Raw genomic sequence first — 21575 nt, 5'->3', positions numbered from 1 at the left:
GTCTACAGGTCCACAATTCCGCGTTGCCTCAGCAATATCCAAAGAAAAAACGGCGCACCAATCACGGCAGTGACGATCCCGATAGGTAACTCCGAGGGCGCGATGATCGTGCGGCTGATCAGGTCCGCCAACACCAGAAGGGCCGCACCCAGCAAAGCCGAGTTGAGCAGCAAATATTTATGATCTGGCCCCGAGGCCAGCCGCAGCAGATGCGGCACGACAATACCGACAAATCCGATCCCTCCACTGACGGCCACCGCTGCGCCTGTGGCCGCAGCGACGATCAGAATGGCGCTGGTTTTCAGCCGCTGCACCCGGATACCGATATGGCCAGCAGCGGCTTCACCCAAGGCCAGCCCGTTCAACCCCAGCGCCAACAGCGGAGACAGCAAAAGCGGGACCACGATCAGGGGAATGGCGATCCAGACCTTGCTCCAACTGCTGCCCGCCAGCGAACCCATCGACCAGAAGGTGAAATCGCGCAGCTGCGTGTCGTCGGCCATGTAGACAAGGACACCCGTGAACGCCATGGCCAGCGCCGTCAGTGCAATCCCCGCCAGCAGCATGGTCGCGACCGAGGTCCTGCCCCGGCGCGTTGCAACGCGGTACAACAAAACAGTGGTGGTCCAAGCCCCCAAAAAAGCCGTAATCGGCACAAGCCACGTGGCGAACCCTGAGGCCAGCGTCAGCATGCCGCCCAACACAATCGCGCAAACTGCCCCGAGGCTGGCGCCCGCGCTGACCCCGACAATTCCCGGATCTGCCAGCGGGTTACGAAACAACCCCTGCAGCAGTGCCCCGGACACGGCCAGCGCCGCACCCACAAGGCAGCCCATGATCACCCGCGGCGCGCGGATATCAATCAGAACCACCCGGTCGCGCAATGCCAGGTCCTGCCCCTGCGCCACGTCCAGCAGCGCCTGCCACAGCGATGTGCCTGCCGCGCCTGTGGCCAACCCGCTGACCACCGCGCAGCCCAGAACCAACAGCAATACCCAACTTATCCGGCGCGCCGTGGCGCTTCGATCCCCTTCGATGGGCATGGCGGCGGTGGTGCACTCAACCATTTACGTCGCGCAAACCAGCCGAGAGATCGGTGATCGCTTGCCCTGTCCGCACCGAAAAGCCCAAGAGCAGCATTCCGTCCATCCGCAGAAGACGGGCGTTCTGTCCGGCGGGTGTGGCGGCGATTGCCGGATGCTGCAAAACCTCGTCATCGGTTATCTGCGCGGGGCGCCCCCCCTCCATCAGCAGGATCACATCCGGCGCGGCGGTAATGATCGCTTCATCGCTAAGCGGTTTGTAGCCTTCAAACCCCTCGATCGCGTTTCTGGCCCCTGCCAGTTCGATGATGCCCTGAGCCGCCGTATCCGAACCCGCCGCCAAAATACGCCCATTCTGCAAGGTCAGGATGAACAGGACACGCCGATCCGTCAGATCGTCCTGCGCGGTCGCCGCGTCAATGGTCGCGCCAACCTGTTCGGCCAACGCTTGCCCCTTGTCGGGGACACCAAGCGCCTCAGCCACCGCGGCGATTTTGGCCATCACGGCGGCGCGGTCATGGCCCATGGGAATACTCACCAGCGGGATGTGGCTTTCAGACAGAACCTCAAGCGTTTCCGGCGGGCCAGCACCCTCTTCGGCCAAAATCAGGTCGGGATTGACCGACAGCAAACCCTCGGCGGACAGACGGCGGACATAGCCGACATTGGGCAGTTCAGCCACCTGCGGCGGGTGGTTCGAGGTGCTGTCGCGGGCCACCAGCCGGTGCTCCTGCCCCAACGCATAGATGATTTCCGTGATCGACCCACCGGCAGAAACGATCCGTTGGGCGGGCTCGGCCATCGCACTGACAGCCGAAAGCAGCACCGCAAACGCGGCCAGTTTCAAGGGCAAACGGGTCACGCTGGCACCTCCTGCGGCAAGTCTGCAAGCGAATGAACAAGGTCATTCCACTGTGCGGCGGCTTCGGGTTCGGCCAACACACCGAAAATCTGCAGGATCAGTGCGCCTTGCGCATCAAACGCCTCGACCGAGATCGCATCGCCCCGTTTCGTGGCCTTGGTCGCCTGCCAAACCTCGGCGATATGATCGGCGCGCAGGTGCAGGTTAAAGCCCGGATCCAGAACGTTGAGCCATGGACCCATCTGCTTGATCTCTTTCACCGGTCCGGTGTGAATTTCAATACAGCCCATATTGCCGACAAACACCATGATCGGCAGGCCGATTTCAGCGGCCCGATGCAGGACCGTATCCACAGCCGAGACCGCCAGCGGGCGCACATAGGGTGCCCCAGCCATACGATAAGCCCCAAGACGGTTGAGCTTGAGCTTGCGCACCATCTGCAGGAACTGATGCGTGTCGGTGATGTCATCCCAGCCCGCAAGCAGACGATCCGTTTTCGCCACATCAACCTTGGCGGGCTCAACCGCGGCACGGGGTTCCACCATCAGGGTGTCTGACTGGTCAGGCAAAGCCAGCGCCTGAACCAAGCCATCCCACCGGCCTGCATCAGAGGCATCGCGCATAAAAATCTTGTGGACCGCGTCACCCGCCGCATCAAAGACCTGCAGGGACTGCCTCTCTGATCCATCCTCTAGGGTTTTGGTCACCGCGAACCCGTGCACCCAGTGGCGCGGGAACATGCGCAGGTCGATCTCGTGATTGGCGACCAATGACGCATGAGGGCCACCCCGGTAATCATCATAGACCCCAACTTTTTCGATCACGCAGCTTTCGTTGCGGGTCAGCGCCATGACCTCGCCCAAACCGCACACCAAAGGGATCAGTTGATCCATATCCGGGTTGATCCGAACCACGCCATGCCCAACATGGGCTGCTACCAGCTGCGCCTCGGACACGCCCAATTGGTCGGCCAGATCGCGGTCGCGCTTTTTGGGCTGCTCTGACCGGGCAGTACGGATTTCAGACGGGCTGGGTTGGGTCATGGTCGTCTCCTGAACGGACTCAAAGCGCAATTGGCTGGGACCGAGACGACCGGGCTGTGCACTGCTTATGCTGTTGTCGGACCCTGTCATAAGCAGTCAAGGCTGTGGCATCAAGGGCACGGAGCTATTTTCTGACAAAATTACTATGGTATTTTGTGAATAACACCGTTAGAGCCCCGGCCATTCGGACCTAGGCGCAGGCATCCCTGCGGGCCGGTCCACAAGAAACACCCAGCATTCCGCAAGGTAGCATACGAATTTCGCCTGTTTCAGGCGGGTGCATCACTCACTGCACCGTGGAACCTTCTGGGGGTTAAAAATGAAATCAGCACTCAAGCTGTCTACTGCAACTCTGGCGCTGACCAGCGCCGTTTTTGCGACCACGCCACTTTGGGCGCAGGAAAATGACAACCCGATCCAACTGGACGACATCATCGTCACGGGCACCGGCATTCCGACCGAAGTGTTCAAAAGTCCGGGCTCAGTCACTGTTGTTGACCAGGGTGAGATTCGTGAGATCCCGCCCACATCTGTCGCCAACCTGTTGTCGGATGTACCAGGCGTTCAGGTCTCGGAAAACGATCTGGACCGTATCCGTATTCGCGGCGAATCCTCACAGCGGGTGGCCATCATGCTGGACGGGCAGCGCCTGTCGGATCACAACCGCTATGGCACGCCGCTGTTGGTATCGCCCACAGACATTGAACGAATTGAAATCGTGCGCGGCCCGTCATCCGTTGTGTCGGGCAACCGGGCAATTGGCGGTGTGGTCAACATCATCACCAAGCGTGGCGCGGACAAGCCCGTCGAAGTCTCGGGCACGGCCGGTTACATTGGGGCCAATGACGGCTATCGCGCGGCGGCCAGCATCGCAGGTTCGCTGAACAATTTCGACTATCGCCTGTCCTATTCCAAACTGGACCTGAATGACCGCAAGACCCCGGACGGCGATCTGGAACCATCCAGCAGCGAAGAAGACGGCGTTTTCGGCTTTGTCGGCTATCGCTTTGGTCAAAGCTATGTAGGCTTCCGCGCGCAGGACTTTGATGCCTCGACCGAGGTATTCACCGGCAGTCCCAGCGCCGTGATCGATCTGCCCAAGCGCGACCTGCGCAAGTATAGCGCCTTTTACGAGGGCGAGGACCTGACCCCTTGGATGTCGATGCTGAAGGTCAGCGCCTACACCCAGACCGTGGATCGCGTGTTCGACAGCACCTTTGGAACCGGACCGGGCGGCCCCACTGTGAACGCCACTTCGGACGACGAGCAGACCACCAAGGGTGTCGTGGCCACCGCGAATTTCGAATTTGCGCCGGGTCACCGCTCGGTTGTCGGGCTGGAATATGATGACGACCGGCTGGAGACCACGAAAGGGTCGCTTGTCAGCTTTGCAGGCCCCTTCCCACCCCCGATCACATCGACCCGCTTCTACGACGCCACGATCAAAACCGCGAGCATCTTTGGCCAGCACGAAGTCACGTTCGGTGATTTCACCGCCACAGTTGGTGCGCGGTACTACAACGTGGAAAGCGATCTGGAGAACAGCACGGTCGATGGCGTGGCACAGCCGGGTCAAAGCAACAGCGACGATCGCTGGCTGGGCTCAGCCGGGCTGGTCTACAACCTGTCTGATACCTCTGTGCTGCGGGCCAATATCTCGCAGGGCTACACCTATCCGTCGTTGTCGGAACTGTTCCTGACCACTTCGGCTGGCGGTCAGATCATCAACGGCAACCCGGATCTGCGCCCCGAAACGGCCACGAACTACGAAATCGGCGCACGGGTGGATCGGGGCAATCTGGTTCTGGATGCAGCCGTGTTCTACACCGAGGCCAAGAACTACATTACCACGGTCGCCGACCCCAACGCCCCCGGGCAGCTGATTTACGACAACGTCGAAAGCGCCGACAGCTGGGGCTTTGAGATCGCAGCCGAGGTTGATCCGGGCTGGGCTGGTCTGCGTCCCTATGCGATCCTGTCGAATGTCACGCGTGAGTTCACCTATTCCAACGGGTTCAGCACCAAAGACAGCGGCACACCAGATTGGACGGGCACACTGGGGGTTCGGTCCGACTGGCAAACCACCAGCCTGTCGGGCACCTGGGATGTCTTCCTGCGCGGCGAAAGCTCGGCCCAGTTGCGGGATGAGGACGGCAACGTTGTGAACACTGGTACACCCACTGGTGCCAATCCGACGGCGGGATGGACCACGCTGAACTTCCGCGGCAGCCTGGACCTGACCGAGAACGCCCTGCTGACGCTTGAGCTGAACAACATCCTCGACAAATCCTACCGCGCCAATGATCAGATCCCGGCAGCGGGACGGAACATCAACCTGTTCGTGACGGCCACGTTCTGATCCCGAAAAACCACGAAGGCCGCAGTGCATGCTGCGGCCTTCCTGCGTTGACAAAACACATTCGAATATCTACCCCATCCAGTACAGTCTATGAACTCGCCCCAGCCAGACCCGCGTCGCAGAAATACAGCGCAACCGGTCAAGCAATCCCAAAATTTCGACCCGCCTGAACGGTTAACGGCCACCCCCGCACATGCGTGTGCAAGCTGCGGTGCACCGGACACCCCCCGCGCGGGCTCTGGCAAAGAAGACGCGTTATGATGTTTGACTCAGACACTCCGACCCGCTTTCTGCGGCCCGCGTTCCGCCGCACCACGGGCGTCTGGCGCTTGATCCTGGCGGCGGCGCTGATCGTGTTGCCCTTGCCGCTGGTGGCCCAGGACGTACCCACCATTGCCGACAGCAGCCCCATATTGGCCGCGCCACCGCAACCTGAGATCGACCTTGCCCTACCCCAACCTGACGCGGACAGCGTGGCCCCGTTGCCTTGGGACCCTGCGCTCCACCATGGTCCGATCCAACCGGACATAACCGCAGACCCCGCACCACAATCGCAGGACCTGCTTGGGACCGCGCAGGATGCATCTGCAAAGGCGGCAGAGTTTCTACAGAATGGCGGGCCGTCAATCTGGGTCATCGCCGCGCTATCCGTGATCACGGTGGCTCTGATCCTGTGGAAAACCTGGCGTCTGGCCCTGATGGGCGCCTGGTCGCGCGGCAAAGCAGGGCAAGCCGTCACCCTGTTTGAGAACGGTGACATCGCAAGCGCCCTGACAACGGTACAAGGCCGCCGCGGTGTCCGGTCCAAAGTGGTGCTGCACGCAATTGAAGCGATCAAAGCGCTGCCGGACGCACATGCCCGCGAAGAAGTATCCCGTATTGCCAAGCGCGAGATCGCCAATGCCGGTGTGGGATTGCGGGCGCTTGAGCTGATCGTAACCATCGCGCCGCTCTTGGGCCTTTTGGGCACCGTACTGGGCATGATTGCCGCGTTTCAGGCCCTGCAGCAATCCGGCAACCGCGCCGACCCTGCCCTGCTGGCGGGCGGCATTTGGGAGGCGCTGCTGACCACCGCCGCTGGTATGGCCGTTGCCATCCCCGCCTCGGCCGCGCTGACATGGTTTGAGGCCGTGATCGACCGCATTCGCCGCGACGTCGAAGACAGCGCCGTCCGGCTGTTTGTCGCGCCCCAACCCGACAAATTGAAGCTGGCGGCAGAATGATCTGATGCAATTCGCACCACCCGCCAAACCCAGACGCAAACCCAGCCTCACGCCGATGATCGACGTTGTGTTTCTGCTGCTGGTGTTCTTCATGCTGGCATCGCGGTTTGGGGCCGACGCCGTATTGCCGCTGCCGCTGGCCTCGGCAGGGGGTGAATACACCGGCCCACCGCGCCTGATCGATATCCTTCCCGACGGAGAGCTATTGAACGGCATCGTGACACGCGATGTGGTGGGTGACCTGGTGCCGCTGATGCAAAGCCCCAGCGACATGGTGATCCTGCGGGGCAAGGAAGGCGCGACGCTTCAGCGGGTCGTGACCGTGACCGAAACCCTGCGCGCGGCGGGGATCACCTCGGTCGTGCTGTTGGAGTAGCCGCATGGACTTCACCGACCCGCCGCGAAAATCCAAACCCGAATCCATCGTGCCGATGATCAACGTCGTCTTTCTGTTGTTGATCTTTTTCCTGATGACCTCAAACCTGGCCAAACCCGAGCCGTTCGAGGTGACACCACCCCAAACCCGCTCAGAACTGGAACCTGAGGGGGAGCGGATACTCTATGTCCATCAAACCGGCAGAACCTCATTCGTAGGGCTGGAGGGCGAGGCCGCGCTGGCCGCATTGCAAGCCAACAGCGAGACCGACAGCCTGATACAAATCCGCGCCGATGCAGAGCTTGAGGCCAAAATCCTGGCCGGGTTGTTAAGCGATCTGGCGCAGGCCGGGTTGCATCGGGTGGATCTTGTGGTGGCGCAGCAATGAAACGCTGGGTTGAAGGGGTTGTCTTTGTCGCGGTGGCGGTGCTGTTGCATCTGGTGGTCTTTGCCAGCCCACCCAGATCGGGTCAGTCCGCAGGCGGCAGCGGTGGCGAGACTATGATCTCGATCGAGGCCGCCGCGCAGACAGTTGCGAAAATGGTGGACGCCTGGGAAGCCCCACCCAAGACGCAGCCCAAGACCACCTTGTCAAACCCTCAGGCCCCTGCCACGTCCGAGCTTGTGATACCGGAGATGGAGCTAGCGCAAGCGCCGCGCGCCCAGATGGCCGTCGCACTTGCCCAGCCGCAAAAGGATGACAATGTTGAGGTGGACACGACGCCGCCGCCCACCCCTCGGCCCAAACCGAAAAAACAAACGCAAAAACCTGCAAAACCTCAGCCAAAGAAAGAAGCTGAGCAACAAGGGCGCAAAGCTGAACACACAAGCGCGGGCCGCAAGAAAGAAGTCGCCGCCGGAACAGGTGGCGGATCGCAGGCCGGAGCGGGTTCTGCCGCTGTTGCGACGGGAAATTCGGGCAAGCAAGACAAGCTGGAGGCCATTTGGGGCGCAAAAATTCGGGCACGGATTGAACGGTACAAGCGCTATCCCCGCGGTGCGGATGCCACCGGCGTTGTGCGCGTCGGCCTGACCGTTTCCCGCGATGGGCGTGTGTTGTCGCACAGGCTGGCAAAGTCTTCGGGCAACCCGCTGCTGGACAAGGCGGCCCTGGCAACGGTTGCGCGCGCCAAGAAGGTTCCCAAAGCGCCCAAGGGCCTGCCTGGCGACCGTTTCAGTTTCACATTGAATATAAGGCTGGAGCCCCGCTGAGCGCGCGTTACCCGACAACGCGCAGCTTCGCCCTCGTTCGCGAAGAAGCAATCGGCGCAGTGCCTGCGGGAAAACGGTTGGCAAAGGTCAGGCCAGACCGGATCACATCTGGATCAAGACGCCCACCGGTCAGCGCATCCACCGCATCACGCGCTTTGGGCGTGTTGTCGCGTCGCATAAAATGAAGCGCGTAGAGCATGGCGGCTTCGTCCTCGGTGACATAGTCGCGGCTGTGCTCACAAAACGGATCGATGTGATCAAACCCATCTTCGCGGCACTGTGTCACGAATTTCAGAAACCGCGCCAGCAGATGTGCCGCAGGCAAGCCAAGCGTATCCCCCCAACGCTCGGCCGCGATTGAGTAAGCGTGATGCCACGCTTGCGTCTCCGGGCATCGCAGCGCGTCCAGATGATGGCGCGCGACGACCAGCAGGCCGATCTCGAACCGGTCGAACGGATATGCGTCGATCGTCCGCATGCCCTCGAATGGTGCCGTGTTGAAAACCGCTGTCATGCCAGGCCCCTTTTTGGTTCATGGGGTGCTGGGGTCAGGGTGATCGCGTTCGCGGGCAAATCATCCGGCACCTCTTGCGAGTCCGGGGCCGTTGCGTGGGCGGGATAGCGCAAATGCGCCTCAATCGCTGCGCGCAAGGCGGGCTTTAGACGGCATCCGTGTTGGCGGGCCACATCATCTGTCGCCAATAGCGTGCTCAGCATCTGGTTCATGGTCAAACCCCTGTCTCATGCGGCTTATGCGGAAGGCGGCCGGGCGTGATTCGACAGGATCTGACTGAGCCGGGGTTTATATGACTGTTTTAGTCAGGTATTGCAAGCGCAGTACCCAGCGAAAGGCGTCACACGATCTGAGAGGGGCCAAACAACACATGGGCCGTGACAGCGGTGAAGAACAGCGCGCTGCCGGTCAGGACAAATACGTGCCAGATGGTGTTGTGAAAGGGCAGATGGTCCAACAGGTAGAACGCGACCCCGGCCGTATAGATCAAACCACCTGCAGCGATCAGCCAGACGATCATTGGCGAAAGCCCGGCCAGCATGGTGGGGCCGGCCCAGACAACGGCCCAACCCATCATCAGGTACAGGGCCAATCCGAACCATTTGAACCGCGCCGGATCGATCAGTTTCAGGACCGAACCCAGCGTCGCCGATGACCATAAACCGATCAACAACCCCGGTGCCTGCCCGCCCGACAACAACAGAAAAGGCGTGTAAGTCCCGGCAATCTTCACATAGATGCCGGAATGATCCAGACGGCGCAGCAGGCTGCTCCATCTTTCGCTTTCGATCATGTTGTAGAGGGCCGAAAAGGTCAGCATCATCACCAACGTGGCCCCATAGATTGAAACGCCCAGCAGGGCCTCGGGCTCAGCCCGGTTCAGGGCGGTAATGGTAATCAAAACAGGCACCGCAATTGCGGCCGATGCAACACCCAACACATGCACGACACCGTCACTGAAACGCTCGGCCCGGCTGTAGGCAGGTCGGATATCTGCAAAAGACCACATAGGTTTAACTTAGGAACCAACGGGTTCTGAGGCAAGCTGAGCCAACCCGCCGTCGATCAAAGTTCCGTGCCCGACCGCTGCAAGTGATAATGCCTAGGTCGGGTCGTCGTCCGATTTGGGATCCTTGTACCTGTTGAGGTCAAGCACCCCGGCCTGAAGCGGGTCTTGTGCCAGAAAACGATCATGCAGTTGATCGCTGATGCGCCAGAATTCGGGGCTGGTCCGGCGCAGGCCGAATTCTGCGACCACCGCCATGTAGTCGTTTTGCGACCGGATAGATTTCAGCGCAGCAACAAAGCGGCCCATCTGATCCTGCGGTACAAAAAAGAAGAAATTCGGATAGCTACCAACCATCCCCGGCAGGATCGTCAGGACATCCGATGCAGGATCGCGGCGTCCGGTCTCGTCGAACAGAAAGGCCACGTTGGTATGCGCCCGGTCATTGGTCAGTGTATATATGGCAGGATCGGCCTGGTCCTGATCGACCACAAGAACCGAGAGGTCCGGCAGGAACTTCACCCAATCACCGGTTTGATTGACCAACTCCCGCAGAACCTCGCCCGGTTGACCCGCCGCGCAAGCCCCGTCTGTGCAGCGGTTGAGCGGGTCCGAGACGGGCCACAGCCCATCGCCACGCCTGAGCAAGTTCAACAGAAATTCCTGTTTCGGATCGTCCGTCTCAAACGCGATACCCGTCGGGAACCGGTCATCGACGCGGCGTCTGTGCCAATAGGTGTGCAATTCGGCCAATGCGCCCTGATACCAACCTTTATGCAGGTCAGGGCGGAGGTCACGAGGCATGAACGCCAAAAAGGTGTCCTCACTCTCCATCCGCAGCTCATCCATGTAAATCCGTGTGGCCAGCTGGTGTTCCAGCCGGCCGAAAACGTCAAAACCTGCGACAAGGTCATAGTAGATCCGCTCAAATATTGGATAGTCTATAACCCATGCGGTTTCGGGAAGTGCACCGTGAAACCCGGTCATGGCCGAAGCATTGTCGAAATGCCGAAACACCGTGATCAGGGCGTTCGGGTTTATGCCATCCCCGTCCCAGATCGCGTCGTACCCAAACCCGGTCTGATACACCGGGGCGGCTTTGTACCGGTTCGTGCGGAACTCAAGATACTGCGCCTGGTTTTTGTGAGACAAGCCATGCAAGGCGCTCAGCGTCGATGCATCCGCACCCGATACCGGCAATTCCAGAAACGCGGCCCCCTCGCGCAGGTAGCCGGGGTCGGTGACCGACAGGTCAAATTCGGGATCAAGGAAACTGACCCAGAACCTGTCCTCGATCACGTCAACGGCGGTTTCCCCGTGACATACCGGACCACGGATAAAGCTGCGGACAAAGAACAGCGCATCGTCCAGCAGGAACCGATAGCGGCTTTCGGCGGGCATCGCCGCAAAGGTAGTGAACGGGTTGCCGCCCTCGGCCTCGCCATAGTTGGGTAAAGTGTCCAGTGTCCAGTCGGGATTCAGAAACAGCTCTCGATACCGCGCCATACGGTTTGGGCCCAGCGTGTAGACCAGGTGCTCTTTGTGAACGATCGTCTCAGTGAATGGCTGCAAACGGTAATAGAACGGCACAGCCCCCGGATCGTCAAAGGGCCGCCGCGTGGCGATTATGTCGATGTCTTCGCCCGGAGGGGTGGTTGAACGCACCACCTGAAAGAACCGCCGGGGATCGTCACCTTCAAAATGCAGGCGGGCCAGAAACAAATGCTCATATAGGTAGCGACTCATCAACTGACTGCGCAGGTCGTCGGTGTTCAGGAAAGCTTCCCATTCTTTGAGCTGAGCGGTGATATCTTCGGGTATTTCCGAAACGCCATTAGGCAACGTCGCTCCACTGCGCGCCCAGGCCATCAGCGCGTCGTATTCCGCGTCAGCAAGGGGGGCGGTGGCAAAAGGCATCCCCGCCCAGGTATGCCCCTCTCGGAACGCATAGAATTCATCCGTGTCCGGACAAACCAGAGGGCGATCCAGGGCCAAGTCCACCTCGTCAGGTAAGGGCGCGTCTGCAGGCAGAGGGTTCTGCCGTGACCATTCAAGCATCCATTCCAACAGGCTGGGCGCATCCCCTTGTGTCGGATCGCGCTTGACCGCATGAAAGCCCATCGCCCGCCATTCCGGTTCCGTCTGCGCATCAAATCCCAAACGGGTAAGCGGTGCTTCGGACAACCGGTTAGAGTGATAGACCGGCTGTTTGCTGGCCCCTCGTATCAAGCCGTCAGGCGAGGTCAGCTTGAGCTGACAGGGCGCGTCATAGCAGCTGTGACAAACCACACAGCGCCGGTCAATGATGGTCTTTACATCGGCTGCGTGACCCTCTTGGGCACGGGCGGTCGCCACAAAACCCGCTGTGAGCGGCATCAGGATCAAAGCCATCAGCATGTGTCGAAATATTGGCATCCCGGCTCCCTGCTCGACCCCTGACGTGGGCCTTCTTCCTCTGGCTGCTCATATGATTGCAGCGCAAAGGGGGATTAAGCAAGCGGTGCAGCCGTCGGATCAGAGGTCAGCCAACGTGATACCCCGGTGTAGAATGTGATATGGCGGTTTCTTCCTCGGTCATCTCAACCGCGATGTCGCCAAACAAAGGCGTGCTCAGATAGCGCTCGCCTGTGTCGGGTAACATGCACAGAACCGACGCGCCGGGCCCGGCCTGTTCGGCTATCCCGACAGCAACGGCAAAGCTGGCGCCGCCCGAGATTCCCGTGAGAATACCTTCGTCCCGGGCCAGCCGCTGCGCCCATTCCACACCTGCGGGGCCCGAGACTGGAACGAGCTGATCGAAATAACTGTCATCGATGGCTTCCTGCAGCACCGCGGGGATAAAATCAGGGGTCCACCCCTGTATCAGATGCGGCTCAAAGGCCGGGTGGCTGGCCAACGGGTCGCGGTCAGACCCACGTTCGGTTGCAATACCGCTGCCCACCAATTGGGCGTTTTCGGGTTCAGACAGGATGATTCTGGTTGCGGGACGTTCAGCCCTAAGAACGCGCGAGACACCTGTGACGGTGCCGCCGGTGCCATAACCTGTAACGAAGTAATCCAGCTTTTTGCCTTCGAAGTCGCTTAGGATTTCCCGCGCGGTTGTGGCGGCGTGGATTTCGGCATTGGCCGGAGTTTCGAACTGGCGCGCAAGAAACCAGCCATGTTCCTTGGCCAGTTCAACCGCTTTGCGATACATGCCAAAACCTTTTTCGGCCTTAGGAGTCAGCACAACCTTTGCGCCCAGCATGCGCATCAGCTGGCGGCGCTCGGTCGAAAAGCTTTCAGCCATTGTCACCACAAGAGGATAACCCTTTTGGGCGCATACCATAGCCAGCCCGATGCCGGTATTGCCGCTGGTTGCCTCGACAACCGTTTGTCCCGGCGTCAAAGCCCCGCTGCGTTCGGCGGCTTCGATGATGTTGACCGCAAGACGATCCTTGACCGAACCGGCCGGGTTGAAAGCTTCGAATTTGACGAACAGGTCTACATCCCTGGGGCCCAGGTTGTTGATCCGAATGGTGGGGGTATTCCCAATCGTGTCCAGGACCGAGTCATAGACACGGCCATTGCCCGCAGTGGTTCTGAGTTCCGGCTTAGTCATTGGGTATCCTCGCAAATGCACAAATGGTGTACGACTATTCTACCCTGCGCCGGGCTCAAAGTCCCCAACCCTTTGCGCGCGCGTGATCAACCCACGTTGTCTTTCCCGTAGTTACGCGCCTTGGACATCTTGCCGATACCGGGATTGAAAGAGTTCGTTGGATCGCAACATGTGTAATGCGCGGCCAGATCAGGCTTGGCCTTGTACAGGTGCCCGACATTGTGTTCCGCCGGGTATTCAGCCCCACGCTGATCAAACAGCTTAAGCATCGCGGCCTTCAGCGCCTTTGGGTCAGCACCCTTTTTGACAACATAGTCCTGATGCATCACGTGGCACATGAAATGGCCGTAATAAAGCTTGTGAACCAATTGGTCGTCGATCTCGGGCGGCAGTTTCTCTAACCAGTCCTGATCATTGCGCCTTAGGGCCACGTCCAGGGCGATGATGTCCTCAACCTCAGAGTTATGGATCGCCATGTAACGCACGGCGGCCCCTGCGGCGGCGAAACGGTGAAGGCCGGCAATCTTGGCCTCGCGCGCGGTGCATTCAAAGAAATCCGCATCGCGGACTTTCAGAAATTCGGGCAGCCAGTTCCGGGCCTCGGCAATGCCGTCATCCTTCATTTTCAGGATCAGGTGATGTTCATATCGGTCGCGGAAATCGACCATGCGTTTGGGCAAGACCCGAGGCCACAGCGATGCAGCGGTCTGCATGAACCGGTCGGTGAAATTGCGCAGGAACGGGATGCGCCGCAGACGGGCATCCACCGCGCCCTTCATTGCAAAGAACATCGGCAGCCGGTCGGTGCCCAGCTTGTCGATCATCACGACCGTGTCCTTGCCATAACGCGCGGTGATGTCGAACACGTCGCGCTGCATGTATTCGGCCGATACCGGCAGCGAGGTGAACCGCGACAGGATTTGCCGACGCAGATCAGCCAGATCATCGGGGTTGTTGGTGCCGATGTAAAAGACCTGTTCCGCCTCGTTCTTGGGAAAGGTGTCCAGCCGCACGGCAAACACCGCCATCTTTCCTGCCGACCCGGCGGATTCAAACAGCTTGGCCTTATCCGCGTTGAACCGCGCCGGAGTGTCCGCTGTCACATCCCGCACGATCTGCGCATAATCACTGGCCGAGGCGCGCTTGTTCGTGGCCCCCGGCGCGCGCTCAAACCTGCCCGTATCCAGATTGGTCAGGATCTCTTCGGGCGTGTCACCCAGATCAATACCCAGATGGTTGACCAGCTCCAGCGTACCCTGCTCGGTGATGCGGGCATAGACGGACAGTTCGGTATAAACCGGCCCACGTTCAACCAGAGACCCGCCCGAGTTGTTGCACACGCCGCCCACAATCGACGCGCCGATACAGGACGATCCGATCACCGAATGCGGCTCACGCCCCAGCGGGGCCAGCAGTTTTTCCAGCGCAAACAGGGTAGCACCGGGAAAGCTGACGATCTGTTCGCCACCGTTCAACGGTACCAGAGTGTCCATCCGACGCGTGTTGATCAGCACCACGTCGCGGTCATAGCTGCCCGATGGGGTAGACCCTTCGGTCAGGCCGGTATTGGCCGCCTGCATAATGACGATCTTGTCGGCGGCAACACAGGCTTGCAGCACCTTCCACTGCTCTAGCAGAGTGCCAGGCTGTAGGACACACAGCGCCTCGCCCTCGCCCGAGCGAAAGCCCCGCCGAAACCGCTCGGTCGCGCGTTCACCGGTCAGGACGTGGCGCGCGCCAACGATGGACCGGAAATGTTTGATCAGTTCATCATTGGTCATGGCAGTCCTCGTTTCAGATCATGCTGCGCGAAAGCGGATATTCTCGCGGCTCAGTTGGTCGACGCGGGTGACGCCCATCAGTTTCATATCACGCTCAATCTCGGCCCGCATCAGACCAAGGGCGCGTTCGACACCTGCCTGCCCGGCAGCGGCCAGCGGGTACAGATAGTGCCGCCCGACACCCACCGCCTTGGCCCCCAGCGATAATGCCTTGAGCACATGCGTGCCGCGTTGCACGCCACTGTCCATCATCACGTCCAGCTTGTCACCAACGGCATCGACGATCTCGGACAGCTGATCAAAGGGCGTGCGCGATCCGTCCAGCTGACGGCCCCCGTGGTTTGACAGGATGATGCCGGTACAGCCGATCTCAGCCGCACGTTTGGCATCCTCGACGGTCATGATCCCTTTGAGGCAGAATTGCCCGTCCCAATCGCGCACCATCTGGGCCACGTCATCCCAATCCATCGACGGATCAAGCATTTCAGTGAAATAGCCCCCGATGGAACTGGCCCCGCCGCCCATATCCACATGTTCGTCCAGTTGCGGCAGACGGAATTTCTCATGCGTGACATAGTTGATGCCCCACATCGGCTTGATCGCAAACTGGATCATACCACCCAGCGTCAGGCGGAACGGGATCGAGAAGCCCGTGCGCAGATCGCGTTCGCGGTTGCCGCCGGTGATGCTGTCCACGGTCAGCATCATCACCTCAACACCCGCCTCTTTGGCGCGCTGCATCATCGCGGCGTTCAATCCCCGATCTTTGTGGAAGTAGAACTGATAGACCTGCGGGTTCTTATGCTTTTGCCGCAACTCCTCCAGCGATACGGTGCCCAGCGACGACACGCCGAACATCGTCCCGTATTTCTCGGCCGCCGCCGCAACCGCGCGTTCGCCCTGATGGTGGAACAGGCGCTGCAACGCTGTAGGCGAGCAATAGATCGGCATGTCCAGCTTTTGCCCCATCACCGTGACGGACATGTCCACGTCCTTCACCCCACACAGCACCGAAGGCAGCAGATCGCAGCGGTCGAACGCGTTGGTGTTTTCGCGATACGTCACCTCGTCATCGGCGCCACCGTCGATATAGTTAAAGATCGGCCCCGGCAGCCGCTGTTTCGCCAGCCGCCGGAAATCGTGGAAGTTATGGCATTGGTTCAGGCGCATCTGGGCATCTCCTTAGTAGGCGACCGAGGGCAGCCAGGTTGCAAGGGTCGGCCACAGGAAGACCAGCGCCAGACCGGTCAGCTGCAACAAGACAAAGGGAATGATGCCTTTGTAGATATGCGTCAGCTTGATCTCGGGCGGGCAGACGCCTTTCAGGTAGAACAGCGCGAAGCCAACCGGCGGGGTCAGGAAGCTGGTTTGCAGCGTCACCGCCACCAGGATCACGAACCAGACCAGCGCGGGTTCGTCCAGCACGCCAAAGCCGGGGATATCGATGCCCAGCCCATTCACGATCGGGCGCATCAGGGGCAGGACGATCAGCGTGATCTCGATCCAGTCCAGCACAAAGCCCAGCAGGAAGACGATGAACAGGATGAACAGGATCGTGCCATTGGCCCCGAACCCTGTGGATTGCACCACATGTTCGATCAGCTCATCCCCACCCAGTTCGCGCAGAACATATGAGAATACGGTCGCGCCCAAAAAGATCGCAAAGATGTAGGCGGTGGTGTTGAAGGTGGACACCAACACATTCCACAGTTTCTGGAATGTCAGCTTGCGGTATCCCAGCGCCAGCAGGGTCGCGCCCAATGCACCTATGCCCGAGGCCTCGGTCGGCGTGGTCAGACCCGCAAAGATCGAGCCCAGCACCGCGAGGATCAGCAGCAACGTCGGAATAACGGCGATCAGCACGTCCTTGACGGCAGCCCAGTCGGGGGCCGTTGCGCCCTCGGGCACCGGGGCTGCGTCGCGTTTCACCAGCGCAAGGATGAAGATATAGGTCAGGTACAACCCGCCAATGATCACACCGGGGAAGACGGCGGCCATGAACAGATCGCCGACAGACAGGGCCATCTGGTCGGCCATGATCACCAACATGATCGAAGGCGGGATCAGGATGCCCAGCGTGCCCGAAGCAGAGACCACGCCCGCCGCCAGCGTCGGCTGATACTTCTGCTGCATCATCGATGGCAGCGAGAGCACGCCCAGCAGCACGACCGACGCTCCGATGATGCCGGTCGAGGCCGCAAGGATGATCCCGATCAGAGTCACGGTGATCGCCAGACCTCCGCGCACGGTGCCAAACAGGCGCTGCATCGAGGACATCAGACGCTCGGCGACTCCAGATTCGTCCAGCATCAGACCCATAAAGATGAACATCGGCAAGGCGACCAGAACCGCGTTGGACATGGTTGCATAGACCCGGTTCACCACCGCGCCCAGCGTCAGATAGTCCAGCCCGGTAAAGGTGCTTTCCAGCCCCGTCCACAGCATCAGGTCATTGTCGAACAGATAGGCCAGCCCGCAATAGGCCACACCAACACCGGCCAGCACCCACGCCACCGGATAGCCGGTGAATAGCAGTGCGATGAAGGTCAGGAACATGGCGATGACCAGCTTTTCCTCGGTGGTTTCCACAAGGAAGGTCAGGCCGACGCAAACAGCGGCAAACACCGCCAGAACCAGCAGAACGCGGCGCAGCGGGGCACCTTCGCGTTCCGATGCCGGTCCATAGAGCAACGCGTGACCGTCATGGATCAGCCGCGCAAGGGCGGCCAGCGCCAGCAGGACAAAGCTGATCGGGATCACCGCCTTGAAGGCCCAACGCGCAGGCAGGCCGGTCGGGCTGTCCGAGCGCTCATTCACGCGGAAACTCTCGTAGAAATAGTCGTACCCCTGATCTATCATCAGATAGATGAACGGGGTCAGCAGGGTCAGAATGCCGAGCACCTCGATCACCCGCTGTGCGCGGCGGGAAAGCTGCATATGCAGCACGTCCACACGCACATGGCTGTCGGTGATCAGGGCATAGGAAATACCGATCATCGTGACGATGCCGTAGAAATGCCACTGAACTTCGTCCAGTTTGGGATAGTTCTGGCTGAACAGGTAACGCAGCGAGACCTGAGCGAAAATCGCGCTCATCAGCAGCACGTTTGCCCACATGACCACATGGCCCACCGCCTTAACGCCCGTGTCGATGGCAACGGCGATTTTCTGGCGGTCTGTTTCTGGGTGTTCCAGGATGCCTTCATAGGCTTCGACCGGATCGTTGAGGTTATTCTGGCTGGCCATGGTCATTCCTCGCTCAGCAGCCCGACGGGCGGGCAGTGATTGGTTAGAAAGTCCTGTCGGAAAGAACCGGGGCAGCGGATCGCCGCCCCGGCATCGTCAGTCAAAAACTTACTGACGCGGGAGGAACGCGTTGGTTTTCCACAGGCCATAGCCTTCGCGGAACTCGGTCATGTCCGCCAGAACCTGCGCAAAGAAGGCATCGTTTGCGGCCTCTTCTGCGGCGACCTCTTCCCAGGTCGTGCGGAATGTATCCAGCATCTCGGGCGACCACTGCTTGATGGTGACACCGTTGTTTTCAACATTGTCGATCAGAGCCGCGTGCTGAATGGCCTCACCTTCGGCAAAGCTGTCGGCCATCGATGCCTTACAGGCGGTTTCGATGATTGCCTTGTGCTGGTCGCTGGCTTCGTTCCAGACGTCCTTGTTGATCATCAATTCGAACACGGTCGCCTGCTGGTGCCAGCCGGGGAAATAGTTGTATTTCACCAGTTTGTGGAAGCCCAGACGCGCGTCGATGGCAGGCATCGAGAACTCGGTCGCGTCGATGGCGCCTTTTTCCAGCGCGGGGAAAATCTCACCACCCGGCAGCAGCGAGGTTGCGACGCCCAGCTTTTGCATGACTTTGCCGCCCAGACCAAAGAAGCGCATCTTCAGGCCGTTCAGGTCTTCGGGGCTGTTGATTTCCTTGGCGAACCAGCCCGAGGTTTCCGGGGCGATGATCGCGCAGGGCATGACGTGGACGTTATAGCCCGCCTGATCATACATCTCTTGGTACAGTTTCAGACCATTGCCGTAATACATCCATGCCATGTATTCACCCGCTTCGGGGCCGAACGGCACAGCCGAGAACAGCGGCGCAGCAGGGATTTTACCAGCCCAGTACCCGGCGGTGGTATAGCCAGAGTTGATCTTGCCGGTGGATACGGCATCCAGGATTTCAAACGGCGGAACCAGTTTACCCGGCTCGTACACCTTCATCTTCAGCGTGCCACCGGACATCAGGTCCAGCTGTTCGGCCACGCGCGGGATGGGTGAGCCCAGACCCGGTAATTCAGTCGAAAACGCAATCGGGGTTTTCAGCAACAGCTTGTCCGCCGCAACAGCAGGTGCAGCCAGCAGGCTGGCGGCCACGGCAAGGCTCGTCAGGGTCTTTTTCATGATTTCTCCTCCAGGGTTGGTCGGGGCGTGCCCCAATCTTTGGCGCTGGCTCTTCCTGCGCCGCTCCGGTGGTCAACTAACTTTACCAGATGCGACCAGTCAACAACTTTATTTACCACTGCGCGTCCGACTCCGGCCAACTTTCGTTGAAAATCGGCAGCGCAACACAGGTGCCGGAGAGGGCTTGGAAACTTGATGAATTACGAATATTATCTCTAAATCAGAGATTTACATTCATTCGAATTGCGAAATGCGTTGGCTTGAGTTTTGAGGAAAGATGGTTATGTTTATTTACCAGATACTCTTGACCTGACATCAAGCGGAGGCACGACGACATGAGCCCAACGGCGATATTTGAACCCGTCGGACACGAATCGTTGGCCGACGCCGTGGTTGCTCAGATCGAGGACCTGATTGCGTCAGGCATCCTGAAACAGGGCCGCAAACTGCCCTCGGAACGGGATCTGGCCGAGATGCTGCGCGTGTCCCGTCCCAAGCTGCGCGAGGCGTTGGCCGTGCTGGAGGAGCGCGGTCTGGTCACGACCCAGCATGGTGAGGGTACGTTTGTCGCTGCCCTAACCGGTCAGGCGATGATGCCCGCCTTGCTGGCGCTCTATGAACGGCACGAGCCTGCCTTTTTCGATTACCTGGAATACCGACGCGAGCAGGAAGGGTTTGCCGCCCGTCTGGCCGCGCGCCGGGCAACCAAGGCCGACAAGGAGCGTATCACCAAAATTCTGGCTGAAAACGAACGCGCCTGGCAGGAAAATGACACCAAGGCAGGGCAAGAGGCGGATTTTGCCCTGCATACAGCAATCGTGGATGCCAGCCAGAACGCGACCCTGATCCACATGATGGCCTCGATCTTTGAACTGACGCGCAAGGGCGTATTCTATAACCGGGATTTCCTGAGAACGATTGATGGCACCGGCGAACAGCTTTTGGCCCAGCATCTGGAACTGGGCCGAGCCGTGATCGCAGGGGATGAGGATCGCGCCGTTAAGGCCGCGACCACGCATATCGACTTTGTCGAACACTCTTTCAAGCTGGGCATGGAACAAAACCGACGCGAAGCCATGGCCGAAAAGCGGCGCATGCTCTCGGAGCACTAGAGCGTTTCGGGTTTTACCTGAATCACTCTGCGACACAAATGTCCCGAGAACGCCGCAGGCGTGGCAGGGTATTCGTGTCTCAAGTTTAACCCGAAACGCTTTAGCCCTTACCGCACACCGTTCACGTTCAGGTAGATCGAATACAAAGAGCTTGTGCCAGCTATGAACAAGCGGTTGAGCTTGGCCCCGCCGAAGCAGACATTCCCCACCATCTCGGGGATATGCACTTTGCCGATCAGATCGCCCTGCGCATTCAGGCAATGAACCCCATCCGCGGCCGAGCTCCAGATCCTGCCCGCCCGGTCGGGTCGAAACCCGTCGAACAAGCCCTGCGTGCAATCGGCAAACACCCCACCTCCGCTGAGGGCTTTGCCATCCTGTGACACGTCGAACCGCCGGATATGGGCCGGGCCATTTTCATCATGGGTGACGCCCGTATCCGAGATGTACAACGCACTTTCATCTGGTGAGAACGCCAAACCGTTGGGTTTCATGAAATCCGTGGCGACCGCCGTGACCTCAGCCGTGTCCGGGTCAACGCGGTAGACATGGCAGGCGCCGATCTCGCTTTCGGCGCGCTCGCCTTCATAGTCCATCATGATGCCGTAAGAGGGATCGGTAAACCAGATCGAACCATCGGATTTCACCACCACGTCATTGGGCGAGTTCAGGCGTTTACCCTGCCAGGCATCGGCCAGAACGGTAATGGATCCGTCATGCTCGGTTCGGGTCACGCGGCGGGTCAGGTGTTCGCAGGATACCAGGCGGCCTTGGGTGTCCACCGTATTGCCGTTGGCGTTGCTGGACGGCTGACGGAACACTGAAACCGAGCCATCCGTATCATCCCACCGCATGAGTCTGTTGTTGGGAATATCCGACCAGACCAGATAGCGACCCGCCGCGAACCACGCGGGCCCCTCGGACCAGCGCGCGCCGGTCCACAGACGCTCGACCCGGGCGTGGCCGACGAAACAGCCCTCGAATTCCTTGGCGATGACCTCGAACCCGGTTCCTTCCAGAACACCAAACATCATTCAGC

At 59.8% G+C, this 21575-nt stretch carries 19 protein-coding genes; 6 read left to right on the top strand and 13 right to left on the bottom strand.

All coding sequences use genetic code 11. The annotated features are described in order from the left end of the window. Positions 1-2: 2 nt before the first annotated feature. Genes ACRZ94_RS19035 through ACRZ94_RS19025 form a run of 3 tightly spaced genes read right to left on the bottom strand, consistent with a single transcriptional unit; the run spans position 3 to position 2948 of the window. Entirely contained in the window at positions 3-1067 is a 1065-nt protein-coding gene (locus ACRZ94_RS19035) for a FecCD family ABC transporter permease (protein ID WP_480798068.1), read from the bottom strand. Then, a complete protein-coding gene (locus ACRZ94_RS19030; RefSeq protein WP_480656330.1) occupies positions 1060-1905 on the bottom strand; it encodes a heme/hemin ABC transporter substrate-binding protein in 846 nt (281 codons plus the stop codon). Before ACRZ94_RS19030 ends, ACRZ94_RS19035 begins: the two co-directional genes overlap by 8 nt. After that, entirely contained in the window at positions 1902-2948 is a 1047-nt protein-coding gene (locus ACRZ94_RS19025; protein WP_480656331.1) for a hemin-degrading factor, read from the bottom strand. The genes ACRZ94_RS19030 and ACRZ94_RS19025 overlap by 4 nt, the downstream gene beginning before the upstream one ends. 319 nt (positions 2949-3267) lie before the next feature. On the opposite strand from ACRZ94_RS19025, the gene ACRZ94_RS19020 reads away from it, so the two are divergent. The 5 genes from ACRZ94_RS19020 to ACRZ94_RS19000 all read left to right on the top strand — a co-directional run bounded on the left by ACRZ94_RS19020 (position 3268) and on the right by ACRZ94_RS19000 (position 8118). After that, positions 3268-5307 carry a TonB-dependent receptor gene (locus tag ACRZ94_RS19020; RefSeq protein ID WP_480798067.1) on the top strand — a complete coding sequence of 680 codons (2040 nt, stop codon included), beginning with the start codon at positions 3268-3270 and terminating at the stop codon, positions 5305-5307. A 257-nt stretch (positions 5308-5564) separates the two neighbouring features. Further along, the gene (locus ACRZ94_RS19015; protein ID WP_480798066.1) at positions 5565-6530 is read left to right on the top strand and encodes a MotA/TolQ/ExbB proton channel family protein; all 966 of its coding nucleotides are present in this window, start codon (positions 5565-5567) and stop codon (positions 6528-6530) included. Between the two features lie 4 nt (positions 6531-6534). After that, entirely contained in the window at positions 6535-6906 is a 372-nt protein-coding gene (locus tag ACRZ94_RS19010) for an ExbD/TolR family protein (RefSeq protein ID WP_480798065.1), read from the top strand. A gap of 4 nt (positions 6907-6910) precedes the next feature. Continuing rightward, positions 6911-7294 carry an ExbD/TolR family protein gene (locus tag ACRZ94_RS19005; protein WP_480798064.1) on the top strand — a complete coding sequence of 128 codons (384 nt, stop codon included), beginning with the start codon at positions 6911-6913 and terminating at the stop codon, positions 7292-7294. Next, the gene (locus ACRZ94_RS19000; protein WP_480798063.1) at positions 7291-8118 is read left to right on the top strand and encodes a TonB family protein; all 828 of its coding nucleotides are present in this window, start codon (positions 7291-7293) and stop codon (positions 8116-8118) included. Before ACRZ94_RS19005 ends, ACRZ94_RS19000 begins: the two co-directional genes overlap by 4 nt. 7 nt (positions 8119-8125) lie before the next feature. Here the strand turns inward: ACRZ94_RS19000 and ACRZ94_RS18995 are convergent, their stop codons facing one another. From ACRZ94_RS18995 to ACRZ94_RS18955, 9 genes are all read right to left on the bottom strand, one after another. Beyond that, positions 8126-8632 carry a hypothetical protein gene (locus ACRZ94_RS18995; RefSeq protein WP_480798062.1) on the bottom strand — a complete coding sequence of 169 codons (507 nt, stop codon included), beginning with the start codon at positions 8630-8632 and terminating at the stop codon, positions 8126-8128. Then, entirely contained in the window at positions 8629-8844 is a 216-nt protein-coding gene (locus tag ACRZ94_RS18990) for a hypothetical protein (protein ID WP_480798061.1), read from the bottom strand. Before ACRZ94_RS18990 ends, ACRZ94_RS18995 begins: the two co-directional genes overlap by 4 nt. Before the next feature lie 128 nt (positions 8845-8972). Next, a complete protein-coding gene (gene trhA / locus ACRZ94_RS18985) occupies positions 8973-9641 on the bottom strand; it encodes a PAQR family membrane homeostasis protein TrhA (RefSeq protein WP_480798060.1) in 669 nt (222 codons plus the stop codon). A 93-nt stretch (positions 9642-9734) separates the two neighbouring features. Next, entirely contained in the window at positions 9735-12053 is a 2319-nt protein-coding gene (locus ACRZ94_RS18980) for a fatty acid cis/trans isomerase (RefSeq protein ID WP_480798059.1), read from the bottom strand. 106 nt (positions 12054-12159) lie between these two features. Further along, on the bottom strand, positions 12160-13239 hold the full coding sequence (locus tag ACRZ94_RS18975; RefSeq protein WP_480798058.1) for a PLP-dependent cysteine synthase family protein: 1080 nt from the start codon (positions 13237-13239) through the stop codon (positions 12160-12162). 86 nt (positions 13240-13325) lie between these two features. After that, positions 13326-15020: a D-lactate dehydrogenase gene (gene dld / locus ACRZ94_RS18970; protein ID WP_480656350.1), complete on the bottom strand. Its 1695-nt coding sequence runs from the start codon at positions 15018-15020 to the stop codon at positions 13326-13328. 18 nt (positions 15021-15038) lie between these two features. Further along, positions 15039-16190 carry an alpha-hydroxy acid oxidase gene (locus tag ACRZ94_RS18965; protein ID WP_480656352.1) on the bottom strand — a complete coding sequence of 384 codons (1152 nt, stop codon included), beginning with the start codon at positions 16188-16190 and terminating at the stop codon, positions 15039-15041. A 12-nt stretch (positions 16191-16202) separates the two neighbouring features. Beyond that, complete coding sequence (locus tag ACRZ94_RS18960) at positions 16203-18266, bottom strand: TRAP transporter large permease subunit (protein WP_480656354.1); 2064 nt, start codon at positions 18264-18266, stop codon at positions 16203-16205. A 108-nt stretch (positions 18267-18374) separates the two neighbouring features. After that, on the bottom strand, positions 18375-19424 hold the full coding sequence (locus ACRZ94_RS18955) for a TRAP transporter substrate-binding protein (RefSeq protein ID WP_480656356.1): 1050 nt from the start codon (positions 19422-19424) through the stop codon (positions 18375-18377). Between the two features lie 377 nt (positions 19425-19801). Here ACRZ94_RS18955 and ACRZ94_RS18950 point away from each other — a divergent pair, with 377 nt between their 5' ends. Beyond that, a complete protein-coding gene (locus tag ACRZ94_RS18950) occupies positions 19802-20536 on the top strand; it encodes a FadR/GntR family transcriptional regulator (RefSeq protein WP_480798057.1) in 735 nt (244 codons plus the stop codon). 107 nt (positions 20537-20643) lie between these two features. Here ACRZ94_RS18950 and ACRZ94_RS18945 read toward each other — a convergent pair whose 3' ends face one another. Then, positions 20644-21567, bottom strand: coding sequence for an SMP-30/gluconolactonase/LRE family protein (locus ACRZ94_RS18945; protein WP_480798126.1), 924 nt, complete (start codon positions 21565-21567; stop codon positions 20644-20646). Positions 21568-21575: the final 8 nt, after the last annotated feature.

It is taken from the genome of Ruegeria sp. CH10, assembly GCF_056537125.1.
The sequence above is the reverse complement of the archived record's forward strand: the minus strand, read 5'-3'. Positions and strand labels throughout refer to the sequence as shown.